Consider the following 26482-nt stretch of genomic DNA (forward strand, 5'->3'; position numbering starts at 1 on the left):
GCAGTAACTTGGACAGGGCTTGTTCTAAAGCGGCTTCCGCCACTCATAAAATGGAAGTAAAACAAGCCCGCCGGAGGGATCATTATGGAATACCCGAGAGAGTCCAAGAACCGCCGCAAGAAACGTATACAGAATCTGCTGGAGGAGAAGCCGGCAGCCGGAGCAGCACCAGCACCAGAGCGGTTCCGGCTGTCTGACAGTCCTCCCTCCTTCAGAGAATGGGGGGCTGGGGACAGGAATGAATTTGCCTCTTCCCCTGAGCCTGACCCCGAGACGATGTGGAAGCAGCAGCGTAACCACTGGGAAGATGAAGACGGGAGGGGACCGGGGCAGGGCTTTCGTGCTGGTCTGCTGCGGCGGACGGTAGCCAGTCTGCTTGTCTTCGGCGCTGTATGGGGCATTTTTGCCGTGCAGGAGCCATGGGCCGTGAAGGCACAGTACTTTATTACAGACATCCTCAGCAATGATATGGATTTTGCAGCAGCACAGGTGTGGTACGAGGAACATTTCAATGGAGCCCCGTCCTTCATTCCGATTTTCGGAGATGAACAGGTACCGGCGGAGAAGGTGACAGCCGCCCATGAACTTAGCGCTCCGCTTGCAGGAAGTATTGTGCGTCCTTTTGCCACTTCGCTTAATGGCATTGAAATTATACCGGCAGACGATTCAAGTGCCAGTGTCACGGTGAAAAGTGTAGATACGGGCCGTGTGCTGGCCGTTTCAAAGGAAGCCCGGGGAGGCATCCGTATTACGGTCCGCCATACCGGGGAGATCACGGCAGAATACGGTCATTTGAGCGGGACACGGCTCGCGGTGGATGACTGGGTACAGAGCGGAGACGAAATAGGCTGGATTCAGGGGACGGAGGATGCCCGGGTCCCGCTGCTGTTTTTTGCAGTTATGAAAGACAAGACTTATATTGATCCGGCCGAAGTGGTATCGTTTGATTAGGGTCTGCGGCATTGAATTGTCACTGCATCCGCTCTTCGTGCTGATTCTCATGGTATCCGTGCTTACCGGACAGTTCCTGGAGCTGCTTACCTTGTTCCTGATCGTATTCATTCATGAGCTTGGACATGTATGTGCGGCGCTGCTGGCCGGAATTAACGTCAGATCGGTGCAGCTGCTGCCATTCGGCGGCGTTGCGGTTATAGAGGATCATGGGCGGCTTACGGCTGTCCGTGAGATCGGGATTGCCCTGGCCGGTCCGCTGCAGAACGGAATTATGATTCTGATGGCGCTGGCGCTTAAGCAGGTGGAGTATGGAAATATCGCCTATCTGGATTATTTTATCGGAGCCAACGCCATGATCGCTCTGTTCAATCTGCTGCCGGTGCTTCCGCTGGACGGTGGCAAAATCCTTCAGGCAGCCCTGAGTCTGCTGCTTCCGTATTATTACACGCTGCTGTGGACCGGCAGAGTCAGTATTGCGGCCAGCCTGCTTGTGATAGGGTTCGCCCTGCTTCCGCTTGGGCACGGGGACGGCCTCCGCCTTAACCTGCTGATGATCGGAGCGTTTCTGCTCTATTCTAATTGGACGGACCAGCGTAATTTGCCGTACCGGTTTGTTGGTTTTTTGATGAACCGTGAGCGGATTTATGAGCGGTATCTGCTGGCGGAGAGTATTGCCCGCCCAATAGTTGCCTCGCTCGCGAAACCTTTGGATGAGATATTGCGTCTATTTAAACGTAACCATTATCATTATATCTATGTGATGAATAACGACAGAGATATCGTAGCCGTTGTGCCGGAGCAGCGTCTGATTGCTTCGTATTTCGGAAAGTAACAAGCTAGAAATGATTCAAACCAGAGGTGAAGCCATGAAACAAATGATCGTTCACTGTACACAGCATATTACCCGCATGGCACTTCTGGAGAACGGGAGGCTGGTGGAATATGCGGCTGAACGTGATCAGCAGCAAGGTCTGGTCGGGAGCTATTATAAAGGCCGGGTAATGAATGTGCTGCCTGGTATGCAGGCGGCTTTTGTAGATATCGGACAGAAGAAGAATGCGTTCCTATACGTAGATGATGTATTGCATCCCCATCTGGACAAGCAGCCGGACGTCAAGCCTTCGATTGAGACACTGCTGCAGCCCGGCCAGGAGATTGTCGTCCAGGTGAGAAAAGAACCGCGGGGCGGCAAAGGCGCGCGGGTAACTACGCATTATACGCTGCCCGGACGCTGGATGGTGTACATGCCCTTTGCCGAATACGTCGGGGTCTCCAAGAAAATAAGCCGGGAATCGGAGCGAAGCCGGCTCAAAGGCATCGGCGAGCGGCTGCGCCAGGGTGAGGAAGGACTCATTATGCGCACCGTCTCCGAGGACGAGCCGGTGGATGCCGTGGAGGGAGATCTGGCTTTTCTGCGGGCGCAGTGGGAAATGATCACCCGGCGTTCCAAGGTAGTGGAGGCACCCGCTCTGCTGCACTGCGATCTGAGTATCGTCCAGCGGTTCATCCGGGATGCCTTCAATCCGCAGCGTGATGAGCTGCTGATCGATTCAGCCAAGGCGGTTAAGGAGGCGGAAGCCTTCCTGTCGGATATGGCTCCTGAAGGGTACAAGCCTGTGGGATTCTACAGGGGGCAGGAGCCCATTTTCTCTGCTTACGGGGTGACGGAACAGCTTCATAAGAGCTTCAGCCGTAAGATCATCCTTGAAGGCGGGGCTACGCTCATCTGGGATGAGACAGAGGCCTTGACGGTGATTGACGTCAACACAGCGCAGTACACTGGCGGAACGAACCTTGAGGATACGGTAACGCGGACCAACCTGCTGGCTGCGGAGGAGATCGGGCGGCTTGTCCGGCTCCGGGATACGGGCGGTATTATTATTGTTGATTTCATTGATATGGAGCGGGAAGAGCACCGCAGGCAGGTGACGGACAAGCTGGAGAGCATTATCAGCAGGGACCGGACCAAGACGCATATTCTCGGCTGGACCCATCTCGGTCTGCTGGAGATGACCCGTAAGAAGGCCAGACATGATTCCGCCGGATTTGCCCCGGTGATCTGCCAGTGCTGCGGCGGGACAGGCAAGGTTGGGACATGGCTGGAGTAGGGAAGAGATGGTCAGGATGTATATGTTTTGTAAGGGGATATTGACTAGGGCCCATATGTATGATATTATCTTCAAGTATGTGTTTGGTTGTTCTATTCCTGCACATGCTGTAACCGCTCCGATCGGGTAGATGAAGCGTAATTCCTCCGGGGATTGCCACCTTGACTAGGCGAGTCTGAGACATGAGGAGGTGCAAGTACAATGTATGCAATTATCGAAACTGGCGGTAAACAATACAAAGTCCAAGAGGGCGATGTTTTGTTCATTGAGAAGCTGGAAGCTGAAGACGGCGCAAGCGTAACGTTTGACCGTGTCTTGGCTGTTTCTAACGAAGGTGGTTTGACTGCAGGAACTCCGCTGGTAAGCGGCGCGTCTGTAACAGCCAAAGTCGAGAAGCATGGTAAGGGTCATAAGGTTGTAGTTTACAAATACAAACCTAAGAAGAACTACCACAAGAAACAAGGCCATCGTCAACCGTACACCAAAGTAACTATCGAGAAGATTCAAGCGTAAGAAGGTGCGTTAATGATTAACGTGCGGATTACACGGGCTTCTGCTCAAGGTGTCATTGTCGGTTTTGCCGTCAAGGGGCATGCGGAATACGCAAGGAATGGCAAGGATATCGTCTGCGCAGGTGTTTCGACGGTTACCGTTGGAACTGTGAATGCGATTGAGAGCCTGACCGGAGTTGTTCTGGATACTTCGATGAATCATGGATTCTTAAGCGGAACCCTGGTTCCCGTGAATGATCCCGAAGTCTCCGCCAAGGTGCAGCTCTTGCTGGAATCCATGGTGCTGATGCTCAAGGATATTGCTAAATCCTACAGGAAATATATTCAGATACAGGAAGTCATCATTTGAAGAAGGAGGTTGACAACATGTTGAAATTGGATCTTCAATTATTCGCATCGAAAAAAGGTGTTGGTTCCACAAAGAACGGACGTGATTCCCATTCTAAGCGTCTTGGCGTGAAACGGGCTGACGGTCAAGCAGTAACCGGCGGCAACATCTTGGTTCGTCAACGCGGAACCAAAATCCACCCGGGCACGAACGTGGGCATCGGTAAAGATGACACACTGTTCGCACTTGTGGACGGCGTAGTGAAGTTCGAACGTTGGGGACGCGACCGCAAAAAAGTGAGCGTGTATCCGGTGGATGTCGCTCCGGTAGCAGCGGCACTGGAAGCGTAAGCTTACGGAACCTATGAAGATGAGAAGCCTCCGGCATCAGTGCCGGGGGCTTTTTTTGAAATTGTTCCGGAGTCCCCGCAAAGTGCCTGAGTAAGCATCGAAGCTTAAGCCTCACTTTGTGGGGGATTCTGGTGATTGCGGAGAAAGCCTGTGTTATACTGGGAAATGGTGAATATGAAGCAAGATAAGCAGTGCTTACATTGGAATCAATTTTGCGAACCAAGGGACGGGGAGAAAGAATGAAATCCTGGAAAAGTAAGGTCTGGGCAGTCATGTTATCCGCAGTGTTTCCTTTAGGTCTCGTGTATTGGCAAACTTCCCTTTTCACATGCCTGCTGCTCGGAGTCTGGGTAGCGGCAGTGCTTGCATTCAGCTTTGTTTACAACCGGCGTCAATATGAAGAGGAACTGCGTATACAGGAGAATACTCTGCAGCAGGCGGCAAACCGGACACTGAATCATCATCGTCATGACTGGATGAATGATCTGCAGGTGCTTTACGGATATATCCAGCTGGGCAAGCCTGATAAATCCGTACAATGTGTGGAAAGAATAAAGGAGCGTATTGCGCTGGACAGCCGTATTGCCAAATTGGGAGTACCTTCCCTGGTGTTCTATCTGCAATCCTTCCGTACGTACAGAAGCAGTCTGGAGCTGGACATACAGGTAGAGGAAGGGCTCCAGCTGGAGGACAAGCTGAGTCCTGAGGCAGGGGCTGAGCTGACTTCGGTCATTATGCAGACGGTTAGAGCGTACCAGTACAGTGGAATAACACAGCATGGAGACACACGGAAGCTTGAGCTCAGCTTTTCACAGGAGGGAAGAGACATTCTGATCTCTTTCAAAGGTGAGGGAGAGCAAGACAATCCCGAACTGCTTCAGGGGCAAATTTATAATATAGTACAAGGAAAAATCATGAAGGCGGAGCAGGTTCAGCCTGCCAAGGGTAATGTGGAACTGCGGTTACCGCTGGAGATGTAAGGAAGGTGAACATTTATGTTCGTAGATAAGGCTAAGGTTTATGTAAAAGGCGGAGACGGCGGAGATGGTCTCGTAGCGTTTCGCCGGGAGAAGTATGTGCCGGATGGCGGTCCTGCCGGCGGCGATGGCGGCCGCGGGGGAGATGTGATCTTCCGCGTGGATGAAGGCTTACGGACCCTGATGGATTTCCGTTATCAGCGGCACTTCAAGGCGGATAAGGGAATTAAGGGGCGCAACAAGAGCCAGCACGGGGCCAACGCCGATCATATGATCGTGCGTATTCCTCCGGGTACGGTGCTGATTGATGATGATACCCAGGAGATCCTTGCCGATATGACCCGTCATGGACAACAGGTTGTAGTGGCCCGTGGCGGCCGGGGCGGCCGGGGAAATACCCGGTTTGCGACGGCGAATAATACGGCGCCGGAGCTGGCGGAGAATGGGGAAGAGGGTCAGGAGCGTTACATCGTAATGGAGCTGAAGGTCATGGCGGACGTAGGCCTTGTAGGCTTCCCTAGCGTGGGCAAATCTACGCTGCTGTCGGTCGTGTCCGCTGCCCAGCCGAAGATCGGAGCGTACCACTTTACCACTATTACCCCCAACCTGGGTGTAGTTGATGTCGGAGACGGCCGCAGCTTCGTGATGGCGGATCTGCCTGGACTGATTGAAGGCGCGAGTGAAGGGGTGGGGCTTGGACATGAGTTCCTGCGCCACGTTGAACGGACGCGTATCATCATTCATGTCGTGGATATGTCCGGCTCGGAAGGCCGCGATCCTTTTGAAGACTGGGTACTGATTAACGATGAGCTGAAGCAGTACAATGCGGCGCTGATTGACCGTCCGCAGATTGTGGCGGCGAACAAGATGGATATGCCTGATTCCGAGGAGAACCTGGCTGCCTTCCGTGAGCGTGTCGCGGAGCTTCGCCCGGACCTTGAGATTATGCCGATCTCTTCACTGACCCGTCAGGGCGTTCAGGAGCTGCTCTACCGTGCTACGGATGTTCTTGACAGCATTCCTGTGGCTCCGGTGGTGGAAGAAGTGGCCGGCAAAGAGCGTAAGGTGTATAAGCTGGAAGCGGAAGAGGATAATTCATTCACAATTACCCGTGACAACGAGGCCTTTGTAGTCAATAGTCCGCGGATTGAGCGGATGATTAAGAGAATGCAGCTAAGCACACATGATGCCATTCTTAGACTGGCCCGTACTTTGCGTCACATGGGTGTGGATGCAGAGCTGCGCAGACGCGGCGCTGTCGAAGGTACGATCGTGCGCATTGCTGATTTTGAATTCGAATTTGTCGAGAACAGCAGCTACTATTAATAGAGAAGCAAGGTTACCGGCTGTATCTTCCGAGAGGGAGATGCGGCCTATTTTCATTGCTTAACAGGTGGCAAAACCATTTCTGCTAATAAAGTTTTCTTTATATATCCGGATTAATTTACTACAATCATTATAGCAAGAGACGCACGAAGTTGAATCCAAAGGGTGTAATCTGCGTATATCATACATACCTGTCAGGAAAGAGGGAATGGACAGATGGCCATTATTGAAGTAGTCAAATATGACGGACCTCCTGGTGTCTTCGCCTGGAAGTATCCGAACCAGGAGCTGGGCACCTGGACACAGCTGATTGTGAATGAAGCCCAGGAAGCGATTCTGTTCAAGGGCGGGCAGGCGCTGGATTCGTTCACAGCCGGACGCCACACCTTAAGCACAGCGAATATTCCGATTCTGTCGAATGTAGTGAATCTGCCGTTCGGCGGCAAGTCTCCGTTCACCGCAGAGATATGGTTTGTGAACAAGATGAACTCCATGAATGTGAAGTGGGGGACCAGTGCACCGCTGCAGCTGCAGGACCCTAAGTACAAGATCATGGTAGCGGTGCGGGCCTTCGGGCAGTTTGGCGTGCGGATCGAAGATCCCCGCAAATTCCTGCTGAAGCTGGTAGGGACGCTGCCGGTCTTCGATCAGGATACGATGATCAGTTATTTCCGCGGCCTGCTGATGTCTAATATCAATGAACTTATTTCTTCTTATCTGGTGCACAAAAAAATCAGCATCCTGGAGATCAACGCCTACGTGGTTGAAATCTCCAAGCATATTCAGGGGCGCTTATCCTCCTCGTTCCTGGACAGCGGTATTGAACTTAATAATTTCTATATTGATTCGATCAATATTCCTGATGATGATCCGGCAACCCAACGCCTCAAGGAAGCCTTGGCCAAAAAAGCGGAGATGGACATTATCGGCTTCACCTACCAGCAGGAACGAAGCTTCGATGCCATGGAGGAGGCAGCAGGCAATCCTGGCAATATAGGGGCGGGCATGATGAATGCGGGGCTGGGGCTCGGCATGGGCTTCGGGCTGGCCGGACCTGCGGCTGAGATAGCCACCCGGATGACCAGGAACATGTCCCTTGACGGCAGCACAGGCAGTCAGCAAGCACCTCATAATGCTTCTAAATCCTGCCCGGGTTGTGGAACGCTTAATCCGGAAGACGCACGCTTCTGCACCGGCTGCGGCCGCAGTCTGCAACCCCCGCCGGCGGCAGAGAATGAGGTATGCCCTAGCTGCGGCAAGGCGGTCATCCCTGGTGCCAAATTCTGTCCGCATTGTGGAGAGGGCCTGATCCTGAAGTGTGCAGGCTGCGGACATGAGCTGAAGCCCGGACAGAAATTCTGTCCAGAGTGCGGCACCAGAGCGGCTAACGGGTGAACGGAATGCAGAGGCAGAGGTCATATACGGGTCTAGTTACTGGCATTTATGTTGCTGTTCTGGCAGTTACTGCGGGTACCTTCTTCACGCTTGGATTCTCGGAATCGCTGCTACGCTTCGTAGTGACTCTGCTCGCTGTTGGTATAGCAGAGACTGTGGTTTACGTATATTGTACGCTATGGCTGCGCCGTGCTCCTGAAGCGGGCCGGACTTCACCGGTATTCATCAGCGGAGCTGTAATTATAGCCTTCTATCTGGCTGCGGTATTTGCTTCGGCTATTCTGCTCGACTGGATTCTGGAGCTGAGTCCGCTCTGGTACGCAGGAGAGCAGCTGCTGATCCTGATTGTAGCTTCCATCGTCCTTGTGGCTACAGGGGGATATGGGTGGAATGCCGCCTCCGGGGAGCGCAGGGCTGCGGACGCTTCGCGGAGCCTGCGTACCCACATGCAGGAGCTGCAGGAGATCAGAGGAATTGCCGGCACCTGGAAGCATTCTGAGGCAAGCAGGCTGGTAGAACTGATTGATTCTCTGGAGGAGAAATTCCGCTACAGTGACCCGGTGTCGAGACCGGGATTGTATGCCACGGAAGACATCATTAGGCAGCAGATCTCTCTGCTGCATGACCATGTGGCGCTGCTGCTTGTCTTGAAGGAGCTGCCGGCCCGCTGGGACACGGAGACAGAGGAGTTAACGGAGAGTATTGCCAGCACGCTCCAGCGGCGTAACCTGGAGCTGGCGGCGCTTAAATAGGAGGAATAGACAGCAATGGGGATAGGGAATGAGCCGGGGGGACTGTTGCCGGGCCGGGAAGGACAGCCCTCTGATAGTCTGCCTAAGTATGAGCGGACTACTTTTGATATTGTAACTATCGGTGCCGGATATTTGTTTATGCCGTTGGGACTTGCGTTTGCGCTGGTACGCATGCTGAGCACCCATTATAAAAATTACCGCAAGCCCGTCAATTATAGTCTGTTGTTCCATGTATTTGTGGGAGGATTCCTGCAAATAATGGGTATCGTCGTAATTTCCATCTTCAGTGATGACGCGATGGATACCACCACACTGATATCAGGTTTGATCTTCGTATGTTTGGTGCTGCTCCTGCCTGCGGCTGCGTTCGCCAGAAGCGCAGCCAAGGCCAGGTTCCGGTTCGCCCAGCTAGCGAATCAATATGTGCAATTGATTACCGTAGGCAGAGTCCGCTATACCGGGAATCTGGCGGACCGGACCGGGCAGAGCGAAGGGGATGTGAACAGAGATCTTATCTATCTGCAGAAGTACGGAGTGCTGGACTCCGGGCTCCTCTTCCATGAAGGAGCGGATGCAGCGCCGCAGGCCCAGGCGGGGCAGGCAGGTGCATCTCCCTTCTCGCAGCCTGCAAGGCAGCCGTCCTATCAGCAGCCGAGAGCGCAGCAGCTTCCGAAATCTGTACGTTGTCCCGGCTGCGGGGCACAGAATACGGTAGCTCCCAACCAATCTACCAGCTGTGATTACTGCGGGACGACCATTGCCTACAGCTGAAGCGTTACAGCAGCTATAAGTATTTTCTTGGATTCCTGCAGGTGAAGGCTGTTCCTCCTAGCTAATAGGGGGACAGCCTTTTCCCCATGTTTGCAGAAAGTTATTGCAATAAAAGCCTTCAATCCCGTATAATGTCCACTATGTACATACAAAAGTCTTTGAGGTGAGGACGTTCGTGAAAGAACGCTATTATTTGGTCCGGGAGGACATATTGCCCGATGCGGTGCTGAAGACCATGCAGGTCAAGCAGCTGCTGGAAGCAGGAGATGCCAAAACCGTACACGAGGGCGTGGAACAGGTCGGGCTTAGCCGCAGTGCTTTTTATAAATACAAAGATGGGATACACTTAATTCATCAGCTGGAGCGCGAGCGCATTGTGACGATCTCGATTGATCTGGAGCACGAGTCAGGCATGCTGTCCAAGGTGCTCGGTTCTGTTGCTGTACACGGGGCGAATGTGCTGACCATCCATCAGAGTATCCCGCTGCAGGGGCGGGCCAATGTGGTGATCTCTGTCGAGATCTCCCATCTGAATGAAGAGCTGGGCGACTTGCTGGACAGTCTCAAGGCAATTCCCGGTGTGAAGCGTGCGTTAATTATTGGTCAGGGGTGAGAATACGAATGAAGCCGGTTAGAGTAGGTCTGCTGGGTCTGGGTACTGTGGGTACGGGCGTTGTCCGTATTGTAGAAGGAAATCAGGAGGATTTGAGCAGCCAGGTGGGCTCGCCGATCCTGATTGAACGGATTGCCGTGAAGAATACGGAGAAGCCGCGTGATATCGATGTGGACCCGTCCAAGATTACCGATGATCCATGGGCTGTTATCCGCGACCCGGAGATTGATGTCATTGTTGAGGTCATGGGCGGGATCGCAGGGACGAAGGAGTACATCCTGGAGGCACTGGAGCGCGGCAAGCATATTGTAACAGCCAATAAGGACCTGATGGCCCTGCACGGCTCGGAGATTCTGGCTAAGGCGCAGGAGAAGCAGTGCGATGTGTTCTATGAGGCGAGTGTGGCGGGTGGCATTCCGATTATCCGCACGCTGATCGAAGGCTTTTCCTCGGATAAGATTATGAAGATTATGGGGATTGTGAACGGGACAACCAACTATATCCTCAGCAAAATGAGCCAGGAAGGCGCATCTTACCTCGACGCACTGCGGGAAGCGCAGGAGCTGGGATATGCCGAGTCTGATCCGACCTCCGATGTGGAGGGACTGGATGCGGCCCGCAAGATGGCGATTCTGGGCACGCTGGGCTTTCGGACCAATGTGGAGCTGAGCGATGTCAGTGTGAGCGGGATTTCCGGCGTCAGCAAGGAGGATATGGCTTTTGCCAAACGGCTGGGGTACGAGATGAAGCTGCTCGGAATTGCCGAACGTCAGGATGAAGCATTCAGCATTAGCGTCCAGCCTACGATGATCCGTACGAACCACCCGATAGCCTCCGTGAACGGCGTCTTTAATGCGGTATATGTATATGGTGAAGCTGTGGGTGAGACGATGTTCTACGGTGCGGGGGCAGGGGCGATGCCTACGGCAACCTCGATTGTGGCGGATCTGGTGGCGGTTATCAAGAATCTGAAGCTGGGGGTCAACGGGCTTAAGCAGATTGTGCCGTACAAGCAGAAGAAGCTGAAGAGCGACGAGGATATCTATTACAAAAACTTCCTGCTGCTCCATGTCGATGACAAGGCGGGTGTACTTGCGAAGATTACCCAGGTGTTTGCCGAATATGATGTCAGTCTGGATTCCGTTGTGCAGCAGGCCAATCCTAATAATCCTGATGCCGAAATTATCATTGTCACACATAACGCCAGCAGAGCCAGCATGAACAAAGTGCTGCGCCACCTGGAGCAACTGAATGTCATTCACCGCATCAAAAGCCATTACCGCGTAGAAGGCTAAATATCGCAGGTTCCATGGAACACAGAGCTTGCGCGCAAATATGATGAAGGAGATTTACCCGCCATGAGTATTTACGGAAGGTCTAGAGTGAAGGTCCCTGCCAGCACCGCCAATCTCGGTCCGGGCTTCGATACGCTGGGCATGGCGCTGTCGCTGTATGCCTGGATTGAAATGGAGGAAGCCGCTGAAACCGTGTTTCATCTGTATGGAGATGAGATGGCCGGTCTCCCCCGGGACAAAAGCAATCTGCTCTACAAGGTTGCGCAAATGGTTTTTGCAGAGGCCGGGGTTCAGGTTCCGGAGCTGTCCATCTCCATGTATTCGGAAATCCCGCTCACCCGCGGGCTTGGCAGCAGTGCTTCAGCCATTGTTGGCGCCCTGGCTGCGGCGAATGCTATGATAGGTTCACCGCTTAGTCCGGGGAAGCTGTTCGATATGGCTACAGCGATCGAGAAGCATCCCGACAATGTCGGGGCCTCGCTCTTCGGGGGAATTATTACGGCCGTATGGGACGGCGAGCATGCCGATTACATCCGCATTGAGCCACCGCAGGAGCTGGAATTCCTGGTGGTCATTCCTGAATTCGAGCTGGAGACCGTCAAGGCCAGAGAGGCACTGCCTGCGGAGGTAACAGTGAGCGATGCGGTTCATAACATCAGCCACACCTCGCTGCTCACTGCAGCGTTAGCCGCAGGACGGCTGGACCTGATTGGCACAGCGATGCAGGACCGGCTGCATCAGCCCTACCGTGCACCGCTGGTGCCGGGGATGGAGAAGCTGCTGGCTGAAGCTCCGGGCCACGGCGCGCTGGGGATTGCGCTTAGCGGTGCAGGCCCGACCCTGTTATGTATGGTGGACCGCAGCGAGCAGCGGAAGCAGGAGCTGGAGCTGTTTTTGACAGAGACCATGCAGGAGAACGGGATTTCTTCCCGTACCGTATGGCTGTCCCCATGCAATATGGGTGTTACGGCAGAGCTGCTTGAAAGAAACGGGATGCAAAACGAATCATTTTTGGATATGATAAAAGGAGAATTACAGTCATGAAATCGATAGCGTTATTGCCTCAGGGCTCCGTCTCGCATGAAGCGCTGCTGCATTTATTTGGCGGTAACCCTGTTCATCTGGAGCATCATAAGCTCATATCTGATGTCTTTCTGTCCACGGCTGGCGGAGTCACCGATTACAGCGTCATTCCGATTGAGAACACGATAGAAGGCTCGGTCAGCCTGCATATCGACTGGCTCATTAATGAAGTGAACCTGCCGATGCAGGCGGAGTGGATTTTCCCGTCGATACAGAATCTCATCAGCTGTCCGCAGGAATTCACGAAGGAGAACGGGGACAAGGATTATACCAAGATTGTCAAGATTCTGTCCCATCCGGTGGCTATGGCGCAATGCACGCAGTTCATCCGTAAGGCTATGCCCTGGGCTGAGCTGGAGTCTGTGGGAAGCACCTCTGAAGCGGTGGAGATTGTGAAGGGCAATCCCGGCAAAGGCTGGGCTGCCATCGGTACCGCGCTTGGAGCCGCTACGCACGGGCTGGAGGTTGTGGAACGCCAGATTACAGACCATAATAACAATTACACGCGGTTCGTGCTGGTTGGTCCGCAGAAGCTGGAGCTTCCGCAGAAGAGCAGTGGAGACAAGACGAGTATTCTTGTTACGCTGCCCGAGGATTTCCCTGGTGCGCTGCATCAGGTGTTGGCTGCTTTTTCTTGGCGTAAGCTGAACTTGTCCCGTATTGAATCACGGCCGACGAAGAAGAAGCTGGGTACTTATTATTTCTATATTGATGTGCTGGAACCGATAGAATCGGTACTGCTCCCGGGTGCGATTGAAGAGATCAAAGCCTTGGGCTGTCAGGTACGGATTCTGGGGTCCTATCCCACATACACCTATGAGGAAGAGAAAGCGGAGGTGCAGTAAGTTCATGGCGGAGCAATGGATCTATCTGGATGGACAACATGTAACAAAGGACAAGGCAATGGTGTCCGTATTCGATCACGGTTTTTTATATGGAGATGGAATCTTTGAAGGTATCCGTATTTATAACGGCAACATCTTCAAGTGCAAGGAGCATCTGGACAGGCTGTATGATTCGGCGAAGTCGATTATGCTGGACATTCCGCTGGCCTATGATGAGATGCTGGAGGCCATGGCCGAGACAATCCGCCTGAACGAAATGCGGGACGGGTACATCCGGCTGATCGTATCACGCGGTCCCGGCAACCTGGGTCTTGATCCGCGCCGCTGCCCCAAAGCGAGTGTAATTATCATTGTTGAGCAGCTTGCCATCTACCCGGAGCAGGCTTATCTGAACGGTCTTCGTGCCGTATCGGTCTCCCAGCGCCGCAATCTTCCGGATGCACTGAATCCGAAGATCAAATCGCTGAACTATCTCAACAATATTCTGGTGAAGATCCAATCCAACCTGGCGGAAGCCGATGAAGCGATCATGATGAACGCTCAAGGGTATGTAACCGAAGGCTCCGGCGATAATATCTTCATTATCAAAAGAGGGGTAGTCTATACACCACCTTGTTACCTGGGTGCCCTGGAGGGAATCACCCGTCTGGCGATCATTGAGCTGTGTGAGAAGCTGGGATTGCCGCTGAAGGAAGAGCCGTTCACCATGCATGATGTCTATATTGCCGATGAAGTCTTCTTCACAGGAACAGCGGCTGAAGTTATTGCTGCCCGTGAGATCGACGGCAGAGTCATCGGTTCCGGCCAGGCCGGGCCAATCACCCTGCAATTGCTGGAAGAATTCCGCAATGTGGTTGATAAAGACGGCTATAAGGTTTGGGAATAGTACAGTAATTTCGCGTGAGCGAATAGAGAAAAATCCTTTCATGCCAAGCATGGAAGGATTTTTTTTGCATATAGGGATGTCATTCGCCCATGGGCTGCATAAGATGTAGTAACGAAGGAGGCGGCTGTACCGCAACTACCGAATCTGGAGGGCTATCATCCCTGAACCGGGGTGCAGTGCCGATCAATAGATACTTTTAGGAGGTAAATGCTGCGTGAAAATACACATTGTTAAGCAAGGTGATTCGCTGTTTGCGTTATCACAGAAGTATGGAGTGCCGCTGCAAAAAATAATCGAGGCCAATCCGCAAATCACCAATCCAGATGTACTTGCTGTAGGAGACAAGGTTAAGATCCCGGCTGCGCCCGTAGCTCTGCCTGTTCCGGACAACAACGATATCTACTATAAGCATACAGTCAAGCAAGGCGATACCTTATGGAAGCTCTCCAAGGCTTGGGGAGTTACACTCAAGGATATGATTGATGCCAACCCGCAGCTTAAGAACCCTAATGCACTGATGACGGGTGAAGTCGTGAATATCCCTAAGAAAGTCAGTACTTCTCCAATCCAGGCCCAATCCATCGATCCGGTAAAAGCTAATACGACCCCAATTCAGGCTCAGTCCACCGCTCCGGCAGTGGTCGATAAAACGGCGATTGGCGGTAAAACCTACACTGGTGTCATCGAAAAGCCGGCTCCCGCACCGGCGCCGGTTCCTGCACCTGCGGCAGAAGCAGTCCCTATCCCGTTGGCGGTTCCTGCACCTAACCCTGCACCTAACAAAGCACCGGAAGTCAAGCCGGTTCAGGAAGCCGTCTATGAGAAACAAAGCTTATATGTGCAAATCTCCGTTCCCGCGCAGGAAGAGAAGACCAAAGAAGTGCATCATAAGTCAGAGGTTCAGTCTGCCGCCTGGGATGAAGGTAAAACCTCGCCCTGGGGAAAGAGCGATGGCTATCCCGGTCTCAGCGAGAATCCGTATTTTATGAATTATGCACCCGTGTATCCCGTATATGAGCCAATGGACAATATGAATATGAATAATATGAATACCATGAATAACGCTCCAAGTTATGTTCAGCCTGCAGCGTTTATGCCGGAATGCCCGCCGTTCTATGCTCAGCCGGTTAATCCTTGTCCGCCTGGACAATACCCCGGAGCATGGTATCCTAATGCAGCACCGGATTATGACAATGTGAATATGTCAGGAGTCAGCCCTGTCAGTGACAATGCTGCGTTTGCTCCGCAGTACCAGAATGAGCAGGTTAATCTTCCGTGGCCTTCCTGCGGATGCGGCGCAATGTCGATTCAGCCCTATCCTTATGAGCAGCCGATGTATAACGGGTATCCGGTGTACGGCATGCCGCAGATGGGGATGGTCTCTCCTTATGCCGGAGGAATGAATGCCATGCCTAACGCGGTGTCACCGATGTATGAACAGCCTATGGTATCGAATATTCCGCCATATCCGGCTTATCCGGGCATGGAGAATTTCGCCCACAACCGCGTACCCGAGATTCAGATTCCTGAGCCTGTAGTGGATGAAGTGGAGGAAGTGCCGGATAAAGGGCGCACTGAGGCCACAGCAGCAAAGGATACAAAACCAGGGAAATCCAAACCGGCAGCGGCAAAAGCGAAAACCTCCAGCCAGACCTCTGCCGCCAAGGATAAGGCCCACGCCAAGCCGCGTTCGAACTCAAGCGGACGCTCAAGTACAGATAAGAAAAATCACACTCCTTGGATTCCGAATTAAGAGGATAGTCCCTAAGGAGAGAGTTGCACATGCAGGTCCTGCTAGATATGAGGGCCGGCATGTGCTTTTGGGCATGCTTATGCAGGTATAGAGGCTTGTATAGGATATCTATGAAAGTCTATAGTACTATCTCGAAAAATGGTAGAAATTAAGGGTTGTTAGCAGGTATATATCATGCTATATTATATATCCAGTCGCAAGGCAGGTGCCTTGCAAGAAGGTTGGACATGTTGCTCTGATGAATACACACTTTTCTTCAACGAAAATAAGTGTTGCATTCATAAGAAGAACATGTTATATTATAAAAGTTGCTGGTGACGCGGTGAGCGGCGCTGACAACGAGCTTGATCTTTGAAAACTGAACAACGAGTGAGTATCTGGAGATCACTTCGGTGAGATCCAAAATGAGAGAATGTAACCATTCTCGTCAGATGTTTCAAAATGAGCAATCGCTCTTTCTAAATACCAATTTGGAGAGTTTGATCCTGGCTCAGGACGAACGCTGGCGGCGTGCCTAATACATGCAAGTCGAGCGGAGTTTGAGAGGAAGCTTGCTTCCTTTCAGACTTAGCGGCGGACGGGTGAGTAACACGTAGGCAACCTGCCCTCAAGCCTGGGATAACTACCGGAAACGGTAGCTAATACCGGATAATTTCTTTTTTCTCCTGAGGAGAGAATGAAAGGCGGAGCAATCTGCTGCTTGGGGATGGGCCTGCGGCGCATTAGCTAGTTGGTGGGGTAACGGCCCACCAAGGCGACGATGCGTAGCCGACCTGAGAGGGTGAACGGCCACACTGGGACTGAGACACGGCCCAGACTCCTACGGGAGGCAGCAGTAGGGAATCTTCCGCAATGGGCGCAAGCCTGACGGAGCAACGCCGCGTGAGTGATGAAGGTTTTCGGATCGTAAAGCTCTGTTGCCAGGGAAGAACGTCCGGTAGAGTAACTGCTACCGGAGTGACGGTACCTGAGAAGAAAGCCCCGGCTAACTACGTGCCAGCAGCCGCGGTAATACGTAGGGGGCAAGCGTTGTCCGGAATTATTGGGCGTAAAGCGCGCGCAGGCGGTTATTTAAGTCTGGTGTTTAAACCTTGGGCTCAACCTGAGGTCGCACTGGAAACTGGGTGACTTGAGTACAGAAGAGGAAAGTGGAATTCCACGTGTAGCGGTGAAATGCGTAGATATGTGGAGGAACACCAGTGGCGAAGGCGACTTTCTGGGCTGTAACTGACGCTGAGGCGCGAAAGCGTGGGGAGCAAACAGGATTAGATACCCTGGTAGTCCACGCCGTAAACGATGAGTGCTAGGTGTTAGGGGTTTCGATACCCTTGGTGCCGAAGTTAACACAGTAAGCACTCCGCCTGGGGAGTACGGTCGCAAGACTGAAACTCAAAGGAATTGACGGGGACCCGCACAAGCAGTGGAGTATGTGGTTTAATTCGAAGCAACGCGAAGAACCTTACCAGGTCTTGACATCCAACTAACGAAGCAGAGATGCGTCAGGTGCCCTTCGGGGAAAGTTGAGACAGGTGGTGCATGGTTGTCGTCAGCTCGTGTCGTGAGATGTTGGGTTAAGTCCCGCAACGAGCGCAACCCTTGACTTTAGTTGCCAGCAGGTGAAGCTGGGCACTCTAGAGTGACTGCCGGTGACAAACCGGAGGAAGGTGGGGATGACGTCAAATCATCATGCCCCTTATGACCTGGGCTACACACGTACTACAATGGCCGGTACAACGGGAAGCGAAGCCGCGAGGTGGAGCCAATCCCAGCAAAGCCGGTCTCAGTTCGGATTGCAGGCTGCAACTCGCCTGCATGAAGTCGGAATTGCTAGTAATCGCGGATCAGCATGCCGCGGTGAATACGTTCCCGGGTCTTGTACACACCGCCCGTCACACCACGAGAGTTTACAACACCCGAAGTCGGTGGGGTAACCCGCAAGGGAGCCAGCCGCCGAAGGTGGGGTAGATGATTGGGGTGAAGTCGTAACAAGGTAGCCGTATCGGAAGGTGCGGCTGGATCACCTCCTTTCTATGGAGAATCGTTTCCTGCAACGGAAACATTCAAATCGGAAGCTTCGCTTCCACAACTCAGGTTTAGGCCTGTTACTCACTCGTTGGTCAGTTTTGAGAGTTTAAGCTCTCATCTTTACTGGCTGTAACTTCTATCGACACAATCGTGATCGACCCGAACTTACAGCATCTTGATCCTTGAAAACTGGATACCGAAACGAATTTGCGTTTTAGAACATCTTTTAGCTGAAACTTGTGTAAGCAAGTTGAAATAGTTATTAGTTGCTACCGTGATTTTCCTTAGGGAAAACGCATTGGTTAAGCTACTAAGAGCACACGGAGGATGCCTAGGCGCCAGGAGCCGACGAAGGACGTGGCGAACAACGAAACTGCCTCGGGGAGCTGTAAGCAAGCTTTGATCCGGGGGTGTCCGAATGGGGAAACCCAGCTGTGGTAATTCGCAGTTACTCGTATCTGAATACATAGGATACGCAGAGGCAGACCAGGGGAACTGAAACATCTAAGTACCCTGAGGAAGAGAAAACAATAGTGATTCCGTCAGTAGCGGCGAGCGAACGCGGAACAGCCTAAACCAAGGGGCTTGCCTCTTGGGGTTGTGGGACGTCTCACATGGAGTTACAAAGGAATAGGGTAGGTGAAGAGGTCTGGAAAGGCCCGCGATAGAGGTAAAAGCCCTGTAACCCAAACTGTGTTCCCTCCGAGACGGATCCCGAGTAGTGCGGGGCACGTGAAACCCCGTATGAATCCAGCAGGACCATCTGCTAAGGCTAAATACTACCTGGCGACCGATAGTGAAACAGTACCGTGAGGGAAAGGTGAAAAGCACCCCGGAAGGGGAGTGAAATAGAACCTGAAACCGTGTGCTTACAAAAAGTCAGAGCCCGTTTTAGGGGTGATGGCGTGCCTTTTGTAGAATGAACCGGCGAGTTACGTTTAACATGCAAGGTTAAGGTGAGAAGCCGGAGCCGCAGCGAAAGCGAGTCTGAATAGGGCGACTAAGTATGTGGACGTAGACCCGAAACCGTGTGATCTACCCCTGTCCAGGGTGAAGGTGCGGTAACACGCACTGGAGGCCCGAACCCACGCATGTTGAAAAATGCGGGGATGAGGTGGGGGTAGCGGAGAAATTCCAATCGAACTCGGAGATAGCTGGTTCTCCCCGAAATAGCTTTAGGGCTAGCCTCGGTGAATGGAGTGGTGGAGGTAGAGCACTGATTGGGTGCGGGGCCCGCAAGGGTTACCAAGCTCAGTCAAACTCCGAATGCCATTTACTTCTTGCCGGGAGTCAGACAGTGAGTGCTAAGATCCATTGTCAAAAGGGAAACAGCCCAGACCATCAGCTAAGGTCCCCAAGTGTGTGTTAAGTGGGAAAGGATGTGGAGTTGCACAGACAACCAGGATGTTGGCTTAGAAGCAGCCACCATTGAAAGAGTGCGTAATAGCTCACTGGTCGAGTGACTCTGCGCCGAAAATGTAACGGGGCTAAACACACCACCGAAGCTATGGCTAGATACTTTGTATCTGGGGTAGGGGAGCGTTGTATATACGTTGAAGGTGTACCGTAAGGAGCGCTGGAGAGTATACAAGTGAGAATGCCGGTATGAGTAACGAAAAGATCAGTGAGAATCTGATCCGCCGAAAGCCCAAGGTTTCCTGAGGAAGGCTCGTCCGCTCAGGGTAAGTCGGGACCTAAGGCGAGGCCGACAGGCGTAGTCGAAGGACAACAGTTTGAAATTACTGTACCACCGTAATCCGCTATGAGCGATGGGGTGACGCAGGAGGGTAGTGACGCGGACTGATGGATGTCCGTCTAAGCAGTGAGGCTGGTGTGTAGGCAAATCCGCACATCGTAAGGCTGGGCTGTGATGGGGAGCGAAAATTATAGTAGCGAAGGTCATGATCTCACACTGCCAAGAAAAGCCTCTAGTCAGGAGAAGGTGCCCGTACCGCAAACCGACACAGGTAGGCGAGAAGAGAATTCTAAGGCGCGCGGAAGAACTCTCGTTAAGGAACTCGGCAAAATGACCCCGTAACTTCGGGAGAAGGGGTGCCTCGGTAGGGTGAATAGCCCGAGGGGGCCGCAGTGAAAAGGCCCAAGCGACTGTTTAGCAAAAACACAGGTCTGTGCGAAGCCGCAAGGCGAAGTATACGGGCTGACGCCTGCCCGGTGCTGGAAGGTTAAGGGGAGCGGTTAGGGGTTAAACCCGAAGCTGTGAACCGAAGCCCCAGTAAACGGCGGCCGTAACTATAACGGTCCTAAGGTAGCGAAATTCCTTGTCAGGTAAATTCTGACCCGCACGAATGGCGTAACGACTTGGGCGCTGTCTCAACGAGAGATCCGGTGAAATTTTAATACCTGTGAAGATGCAGGTTACCCGCGACAAGACGGAAAGACCCCATGGAGCTTTACTGCAGCTTGATATTGAATTTGGGTACGATCTGTACAGGATAGGTGGGAGCCGGTGAGGCAGGAGCGCAAGCTTCTGCGGAGGCGCCGTTGGGATACCACCCTGATCGTATCTAGGTTCTAACCTAGTGCCCTTAGCGGGTACGGGGACCGTGTCAGGCGGGCAGTTTGACTGGGGCGGTCGCCTCCTAAAGAGTAACGGAGGCGTTCAAAGGTTCCCTCAGAATGGTTGGAAATCATTCGCAGAGTGCAAAGGCATAAGGGAGCTTGACTGCGAGACCTACAAGTCGAGCAGGGACGAAAGTCGGACTTAGTGATCCGGTGGTACCGCATGGAAGGGCCATCGCTCAACGGATAAAAGCTACCCTGGGGATAACAGGCTTATCTCCCCAAGAGTCCACATCGACGGGGAGGTTTGGCACCTCGATGTCGGCTCATCGCATCCTGGGGCTGAAGTAGGTCCCAAGGGTTGGGCTGTTCGCCCATTAAAGCGGTACGCGAGCTGGGTTCAGAACGTCGTGAGACAGTTCGGTCCCTATCTGTCGTGGGCGCAGGAAATTTGAGAGGAGCTGTCCTTAGTACGAGAGGACCGGGATGGACGTACCGCTGGTGCATCAGTTGTTCCGCCAGGAGCATGGCTGAGTAGCTACGTACGGACGGGATAAGCGCTGAAAGCATCTAAGCGTGAAGCCCCCTCAAGATGAGATTTCCCAGTATGTAAGACCCCTTGAAGACGACGAGGTAGATAGGTTGGAGGTGGAAGTGCAGCAATGCATGGAGCTGACCAATACTAATCGGTCGAGGGCTTATCCAAAAAATAATTCGCAGATTCGTTTCGGATTCAGTTTTCAGGCGATCAAGCCTGGTACACCTTAAGCTGCAGGTCCTTTCTGGGGACGGATATTTTCTCGCAGCGATTTCGAGAAGCGGAAGCTTCGAAAAATCATGTTTGGTGGCGATAGCGGAGGGGTTCCACACGTACCCATCCCGAACACGACCGTTAAGCCCTCCAGCGCCGATGGTACTTGGACCGAAGGGTCCTGGGAGAGTAGGACGTTGCCAAGCACTTAAGACCACTGTTGATTATCAATGGTGGTTTTTTGTTTTTTGATTGTGCATACAATGAATAGAATAATAATATTTCTATTGTATTAATCTATTTTATATGATATAATATTTTTTGTTGTCGAAAGATTGTTTGCTAATTTGGCTCGTTGGTCAAGGGGTTAAGACACCTCCCTTTCACGGAGGTAACATGGGTTCGAATCCCATACGAGTCACCAATTTCTTCTTTGAGTGATGGGATGAGAATTCCCAGGGTTCGTTGAAGCATAAGCTTCGTAAGGATTACATCGCAATCTCGTAACGAAGTGAAGAGTATCCCATACGAGTCACCAATTTCATCTTTGATAAATTAATGGTTGTATATCTCATGAAAATGTGTTATGATCATTAAGTTGCTTCTTCGATGGAGGCTTAGCTCAGCTGGGAGAGCATCTGCCTTACAAGCAGAGGGTCGGGGGTTCGAACCCCTCAGCCTCCACCATGGAGACTTAACTAGCAAGAAGAGAATATTTTATTAATGACGCGGGGTGGAGCAGCCCGGTAGCTCGTCGGGCTCATAACCCGAAGGCCGCAGGTTCAAATCCTGCCCCCGCAATATTATTTTGGAACCGTGGTGTAGTTGGCCTAACATGCCTGCCTGTCACGCAGGAGATCGCGGGTTCGAATCCCGTCGGTTCCGCCATTTTTATTGAAGCAATTGAATACATACCGTGTGCGGACGTGGCTCAGCGGTAGAGCATCGCCTTGCCAAGGCGAGGGTCGCGGGTTCGATTCCCGTCGTCCGCTCCATAATTTGCGCCCTTAGCTCAGCTGGATAGAGCGTTTGACTACGAATCAAAAGGTCGGGAGTTCGAATCTCTCAGGGCGCGCCATTATTATTTTACTGAATGGTTTTCATCTAAAATTTAATTATCCATAGCGGATATATAAGATATTAAGCCGGCGTGGCGGAATGGCAGACGCGCTCGACTCAAAATCGAGTGGGAAACCGTGGAGGTTCGAGTCCTCTCGCCGGTACTAACAAAAGGGTTATGACATTGTATTTTGGACAATGTCATAACCCTTTTTTTGTTGATTGATTTACGTCCGATGTGGATAAGTTGTCCATAAAGTTGGGGGTAAGTGTCTTGGAGCATCGGCAGTATGACTATATTCTGGATCAATAATAGGAATGACTTCGCTGATTTCACCGAACAGCCGGATATGGTCAAAAAACCGGCCACATTCGGTGCGGCAGAGGCGAGTGGGCCGGATATGGTCGAAAAACCGATCACATTCGGTGCGGGAGAGGCGAGTGGGCCGGATATGGTCGAAAAACCGACTACATTCGGTGCGGCAGAGGCGTGTGGGCCGGATATGGTCGAAAAACCGACTACATTCGGTGCGGGAGGAGGCGTGTGGGCCGGATATGGTCGAAAAACCGATCACATTCGGGATGCCGCAGGCATTTTGTTCTTTTTATTGCACTGAAACTATAATAACTGATTTAGCCCTGCTTTCAGGCTCTATTTGTATTAATCATAATTTTATACAAAAAAAATTTTTTAAACTCAGCGGCTTTTGACGTTAATTCAGCTGTGAATAATTCAGCTTGTATTCCTTGGGGCTCATCCCGGTGTACTTGGAGAAGACATGGGTGAAATAGGCCGGGGTCTCAATGCCGACGGCTTCGGCGACTTCAAAGACTTTGCTGGCAGGGTTGCGCAGCAGCTTCTTGGCCATTTCAATCCGGTATTTATTGATGACGTCGATGATGGACTCGCCGGTTACTTTTTTGTACAGGCGGCTGAGGTAGCTGCTGTTGATATGGATATGGTCGGCAATAATCTGCAGATTCAGGTTCTGGTTGTAATGCTCCCGTATATATTTCTGGCATTCGATGACGATGTAATTGGGCTGGTTGTCATTCTGCGCAATGGCCTTCGAGCAGCTCTGAATGAGGCGCATGAGGATATCTGCGAGCACCTGGATGCTCTTGCTCTCTTGAATGTGCTTGTACACCGCCGACTGGTTCTCATCCATCTGCGGTTCGAAGGGCTGACTCGCACTCAGCAGACGGAAGCAGTAGGACGCGATAAGCAGGCAAGCTACTTTTACATTCTCCATCGGCTCTTGGTGGTTCCGGTAGCTCTTGAGCAGCTGATCCAGCTGCTGGAGAGCCTGATCGCTCTGTCCTTGCTGCAGATATTCGGCAATCTGCTCGGCAGCATGATGGGGAGGAGCACCGGGAGTGAGGGTCTGGCTCGCATGAGGCATATACACGGCAACATAATTATCGTTATAAAAGCTGCCCTGCAGCGCCTCGCGGGCCTCCTGGTAAGCTCCGGGCAGGGTCAGCACATCCCGGTGCAGCAGGCTGATGCCGATATTGACATGGTATTGCCGGAAGTGCTCGGCCATGGCCAGAATTTCGTTGCTGATCGTGAGCAGGGTCTGGGTGGAGAAGGCTGCCGGATCGCTGCCCATGGAGACAATCGCCAGAAGGGTGTTTTTCTCCATATTCAGAATATAAAAGGGACGTTCCGCGAACGCCAGTGTAAGGAACTGGCGGATGGAGGCCAGGAACCGGTGATGATCATTGGTCTGCGCTCCAGCAGAGGCATGGGGGCCGGGCATATCCTTAACCTCCATATAGACCCCGAAATAGTTCTCCAGCTGCAGTCCCAGCTCTCTGGAGCGGCTGAATAAACCGGCTTCATCGCTGATCAGGCCTTCGACGGCCTCCTTCAGAAATTTCTCGCTGATTTCAGACAGATTGTCATGAATCTTGCTCTCCAGCTGTCTTAGCTTCTGCTTCTGCTCTTGTTCCTTTTCCAGCAGCCGCGTTGCTTTTTCAATGGCCCGGGGAATCTGCTCCGTGGGATTGGTCTTGATGACAAAATCGACCACCTCATATTGAATAGCCGTCTGGGCATAGGAGAAATCTGCGAAGGCTGTCAGAATGATAACCTTGATCTGCGGGAAGTTCCGGTGCACATAGTCTGATAGGGCAAGGCCATCCATCCCCGGCATACGGACATCGGTAACAATAATATCGATATCATAATAGCCCAGCAGTTCTACGGCTTCCAGCCCGTTGGAAGCCTCACAGCTAACCTCGCAGTGCAGCAAGCTCCAGTCAATAAAGCATTGCAGCCCTTTTTTGATAACAGGCTCATCATCGACAATCATGACATTATACATGTAATCATTCCCCCAAATCTGTCGGTATGTGAAGGGTAACCTTGGAGCCTGCCCCCGGTTCGCTCTCGACCTCAATTCCATAAGGCTCGCCGTAAATCAGCTTGACCCGCTTATGTGTATTAATCAGGCCAATGTTATTGTGGCCCTGTTTGCGTATGGTGAGGTTCTCGAAATTATTCCAATCCTGCGGAATCTGGTCAAATCCGTTGCCATTATCCTTGATTTCAAAAAAGACCGAGCCGTTCCGGCGGTAGATATGAATATGGATCCTACCCTTGCCCAGCTTTTTCTCCACACCGTGCACCACCGCGTTCTCTACCAGCGGCTGGGCGCTCAGCTTGGGCAGCAGCAGATCCAGCAAGGCATCATCCTCGATCTGAATCGTATACTCCAGCTTATCTTCAAACCGCTCCTTCTGCAGATAGAGATAAAATTTGATGAAATCCAGCTCCTGACGAATCGGAATCTTGGCCAGGCTGTTCGAATAAATACTTGCCTGCAGCAGCTCCGTAAGGGAGGATACCATTCTGTAAACGGTCTCATCTCTGGATAATTTGGCTTTGTAGCCGATGGTAATGAGCGTATTGAACAGGAAATGGGGATTCATCTGGGCTTGCAAAAATTTGATTTCCGACTCCTTGATCAGCAGGTGCTTCTCGTACACTTCCTTAATGAGATAGCTGATCTCGTCTGTCATATGGTTGAAGGTGTTGCTTAGCTGATTCAGCTCCGCATCCTTGTATGCAGGCATCTTGGAGTTGTAATCCCCCTTCTTCACTTTGCGGATACTCCGCAGGAGATCACGGACGACCCGGGTAAAACGCAGAGAAATCACAATGCCTGCCGCCAGGGAGACGAAGGCAATCAGGGTGATGATCCATATGTAGTTGTGCATACTCCCGGACAGCCTGGAGAGCACCTGCTTCCTCGGGATACCGGCAATGAAGGTAAGCCCAGTGGTGCCGATGCTGCGGGAAGCTGCCAAATAGGTCTCCTGGCCCAGCTTCACCTCCTTTACCTCGGTGTTGTTCTTGAGGGCTAGAATGTCGGAAGGAACCACTGAGCCGAGCTCCTGCTTCCCGGCACTGGAGTAAATGATTCCCTTGTTATCAATGATATAGGCCAGCGCACCGGTGAAATCGAGCAGGCCGGAATACTCCTCTGCCAAATCTGCCTCATTCGTGCCGAAGATCAGCACCAGACGCTGCTCGGGAAGATTGATATTGGACATGACGCGTGTGAAATAAATGGTGGGGTCACCGGGGCTTGGCTTCAGAATCTCCTTGCCTCTGACCATTCTGCCATTCACCGATTGATAGACAGCGAGATTGTTCTTATTGGTCTGTTCAATATTGGGCGGTGTCTTCAGAACGGATACATAGTTGTCGCTATCAAAAAATACAAAAGCCGTAGATAACAGGCTGATATTCCAGGCATTGTTGAACATGAGACTATACTTCAGGTCCTCTTCTATTTCGGTTTTGTTGATGAATTTCTTGTAGAAATCATCGCTCAGCGACATATCGTCGATTAACCAGTTTCTTAACATTTTGTTAGAGAGAAAATGCAGGGAGGTGTTATCGATAATCTGAAAGGATTTCTCAATATTATCGTTGGTCTGGCGGATCAGAAGAGACAGATTGGCATTGGCGTTCCTGGTTAGAATCTGGGAGATGTTCCAATAGAAATAGCAGCCGGCGAAGGTCATCGGCAGAAGAATCAGCAGAACGATGATAATTACAATTTTATTCCTGACGGGAATACGGGAGAATAATTCGGAAACCGGGCGAAGGCTGAGCCATCGCAGGATAGGCTTGTTGGACATGCAGACTGCTCCTTGGTGATGATT

General features: G+C 52.0%; 20 protein-coding genes, 7 tRNA genes, 3 rRNA genes and 1 other annotated feature. Of the genes, 28 read left to right on the forward strand and 2 right to left on the reverse strand.

Annotation, left to right across the window (positions count from 1 at the left end; translation table 11 throughout):
• The first annotated feature begins 84 nt into the window (after positions 1–84).
• From MKY96_RS03560 to MKY96_RS03695, 28 genes are all read left to right on the forward strand, one after another.
• Complete coding sequence (locus MKY96_RS03560; protein ID WP_340938669.1) at positions 85–951, forward strand: M23 family metallopeptidase; 867 nt, start codon at positions 85–87, stop codon at positions 949–951.
• On the forward strand, positions 944–1786 hold the full coding sequence (locus MKY96_RS03565; RefSeq protein WP_340938670.1) for a M50 family metallopeptidase: 843 nt from the start codon (positions 944–946) through the stop codon (positions 1784–1786). The genes MKY96_RS03560 and MKY96_RS03565 overlap by 8 nt, the downstream gene beginning before the upstream one ends.
• Before the next feature lie 34 nt (positions 1787–1820).
• The gene (locus MKY96_RS03570; protein ID WP_340938672.1) at positions 1821–3062 is read left to right on the forward strand and encodes an Rne/Rng family ribonuclease; all 1242 of its coding nucleotides are present in this window, start codon (positions 1821–1823) and stop codon (positions 3060–3062) included.
• A gap of 101 nt (positions 3063–3163) precedes the next feature.
• Positions 3164–3249, forward strand: a sequence feature (ribosomal protein L21 leader region).
• Between the two features lie 14 nt (positions 3250–3263).
• Positions 3264–3575 carry a 50S ribosomal protein L21 gene (gene rplU, locus MKY96_RS03575; RefSeq protein WP_036698983.1) on the forward strand — a complete coding sequence of 104 codons (312 nt, stop codon included), beginning with the start codon at positions 3264–3266 and terminating at the stop codon, positions 3573–3575.
• A gap of 12 nt (positions 3576–3587) precedes the next feature.
• Positions 3588–3923, forward strand: coding sequence for a ribosomal-processing cysteine protease Prp (locus MKY96_RS03580; RefSeq protein ID WP_340938673.1), 336 nt, complete (start codon positions 3588–3590; stop codon positions 3921–3923).
• 17 nt (positions 3924–3940) lie between these two features.
• A complete protein-coding gene (gene rpmA, locus MKY96_RS03585; RefSeq protein ID WP_020429282.1) occupies positions 3941–4252 on the forward strand; it encodes a 50S ribosomal protein L27 in 312 nt (103 codons plus the stop codon).
• A gap of 239 nt (positions 4253–4491) precedes the next feature.
• On the forward strand, positions 4492–5232 hold the full coding sequence (locus tag MKY96_RS03590; protein WP_340938674.1) for a Spo0B domain-containing protein: 741 nt from the start codon (positions 4492–4494) through the stop codon (positions 5230–5232).
• A 15-nt stretch (positions 5233–5247) separates the two neighbouring features.
• Positions 5248–6555, forward strand: a complete 1308-nt coding sequence (obgE, locus tag MKY96_RS03595) for a GTPase ObgE (RefSeq protein ID WP_340938675.1) — start codon at positions 5248–5250, stop codon at positions 6553–6555.
• Positions 6556–6771: 216 nt separating this feature from the next.
• The gene (locus tag MKY96_RS03600) at positions 6772–7950 is read left to right on the forward strand and encodes an SPFH domain-containing protein (RefSeq protein WP_340938676.1); all 1179 of its coding nucleotides are present in this window, start codon (positions 6772–6774) and stop codon (positions 7948–7950) included.
• Between the two features lie 5 nt (positions 7951–7955).
• Entirely contained in the window at positions 7956–8702 is a 747-nt protein-coding gene (locus MKY96_RS03605; RefSeq protein ID WP_340938677.1) for a hypothetical protein, read from the forward strand.
• A gap of 15 nt (positions 8703–8717) precedes the next feature.
• Positions 8718–9473, forward strand: coding sequence for a hypothetical protein (locus MKY96_RS03610; RefSeq protein WP_340938680.1), 756 nt, complete (start codon positions 8718–8720; stop codon positions 9471–9473).
• 175 nt (positions 9474–9648) lie between these two features.
• The gene (locus tag MKY96_RS03615) at positions 9649–10086 is read left to right on the forward strand and encodes an ACT domain-containing protein (RefSeq protein ID WP_036698990.1); all 438 of its coding nucleotides are present in this window, start codon (positions 9649–9651) and stop codon (positions 10084–10086) included.
• 8 nt (positions 10087–10094) lie between these two features.
• Positions 10095–11381, forward strand: a complete 1287-nt coding sequence (locus MKY96_RS03620) for a homoserine dehydrogenase (protein ID WP_340938681.1) — start codon at positions 10095–10097, stop codon at positions 11379–11381.
• Positions 11382–11444: 63 nt separating this feature from the next.
• Positions 11445–12425 carry a homoserine kinase gene (gene thrB, locus MKY96_RS03625; protein ID WP_340938683.1) on the forward strand — a complete coding sequence of 327 codons (981 nt, stop codon included), beginning with the start codon at positions 11445–11447 and terminating at the stop codon, positions 12423–12425.
• Positions 12422–13309, forward strand: a complete 888-nt coding sequence (gene pheA / locus MKY96_RS03630; RefSeq protein ID WP_340938684.1) for a prephenate dehydratase — start codon at positions 12422–12424, stop codon at positions 13307–13309. Before thrB ends, pheA begins: the two co-directional genes overlap by 4 nt.
• A 4-nt stretch (positions 13310–13313) precedes the next feature.
• Entirely contained in the window at positions 13314–14195 is an 882-nt protein-coding gene (gene ilvE, locus MKY96_RS03635; RefSeq protein WP_340938685.1) for a branched-chain-amino-acid transaminase, read from the forward strand.
• Between the two features lie 214 nt (positions 14196–14409).
• On the forward strand, positions 14410–15948 hold the full coding sequence (locus MKY96_RS03640; protein ID WP_340938686.1) for a LysM peptidoglycan-binding domain-containing protein: 1539 nt from the start codon (positions 14410–14412) through the stop codon (positions 15946–15948).
• A 467-nt stretch (positions 15949–16415) separates the two neighbouring features.
• Positions 16416–17976, forward strand: a 16S ribosomal RNA gene (locus MKY96_RS03645).
• Positions 17977–18273: 297 nt separating this feature from the next.
• A 23S ribosomal RNA gene (locus tag MKY96_RS03650) occupies positions 18274–21199 on the forward strand.
• A gap of 134 nt (positions 21200–21333) precedes the next feature.
• Positions 21334–21450, forward strand: a 5S ribosomal RNA gene (gene rrf, locus MKY96_RS03655).
• The 16S, 23S and 5S rRNA genes sit together here with 7 tRNA genes alongside, the layout of an rRNA operon.
• 143 nt (positions 21451–21593) lie before the next feature.
• Positions 21594–21668, forward strand: a tRNA-Glu gene (locus MKY96_RS03660).
• Positions 21669–21855: 187 nt separating this feature from the next.
• Positions 21856–21931: transfer RNA gene (locus MKY96_RS03665), tRNA-Val, on the forward strand.
• 40 nt (positions 21932–21971) lie between these two features.
• Positions 21972–22045: transfer RNA gene (locus MKY96_RS03670), tRNA-Met, on the forward strand.
• A 9-nt stretch (positions 22046–22054) separates the two neighbouring features.
• Positions 22055–22132: transfer RNA gene (locus MKY96_RS03675), tRNA-Asp, on the forward strand.
• 32 nt (positions 22133–22164) lie between these two features.
• Positions 22165–22239 (forward strand) — tRNA-Gly (locus MKY96_RS03680).
• Positions 22240–22245: 6 nt separating this feature from the next.
• Positions 22246–22322: transfer RNA gene (locus MKY96_RS03685), tRNA-Arg, on the forward strand.
• A 66-nt stretch (positions 22323–22388) separates the two neighbouring features.
• Positions 22389–22467, forward strand: a tRNA-Leu gene (locus MKY96_RS03690).
• Between the two features lie 126 nt (positions 22468–22593).
• Positions 22594–22920, forward strand: coding sequence for a hypothetical protein (locus MKY96_RS03695; RefSeq protein WP_340938688.1), 327 nt, complete (start codon positions 22594–22596; stop codon positions 22918–22920).
• Between the two features lie 96 nt (positions 22921–23016).
• Here the strand turns inward: MKY96_RS03695 and MKY96_RS03700 are convergent, their stop codons facing one another.
• Together MKY96_RS03700 and MKY96_RS03705 are read right to left on the reverse strand one after the other, a co-directional pair.
• Positions 23017–24633, reverse strand: coding sequence for a response regulator (locus tag MKY96_RS03700; RefSeq protein ID WP_340938690.1), 1617 nt, complete (start codon positions 24631–24633; stop codon positions 23017–23019).
• Between the two features lie 4 nt (positions 24634–24637).
• The gene (locus MKY96_RS03705; protein WP_340938691.1) at positions 24638–26458 is read right to left on the reverse strand and encodes a sensor histidine kinase; all 1821 of its coding nucleotides are present in this window, start codon (positions 26456–26458) and stop codon (positions 24638–24640) included.
• Positions 26459–26482 lie beyond the last annotated feature (24 nt).

It is taken from the genome of Paenibacillus sp. FSL R7-0302 (assembly GCF_038006885.1).
GTDB lineage: Bacteria > Bacillota > Bacilli > Paenibacillales > Paenibacillaceae > Paenibacillus_AQ.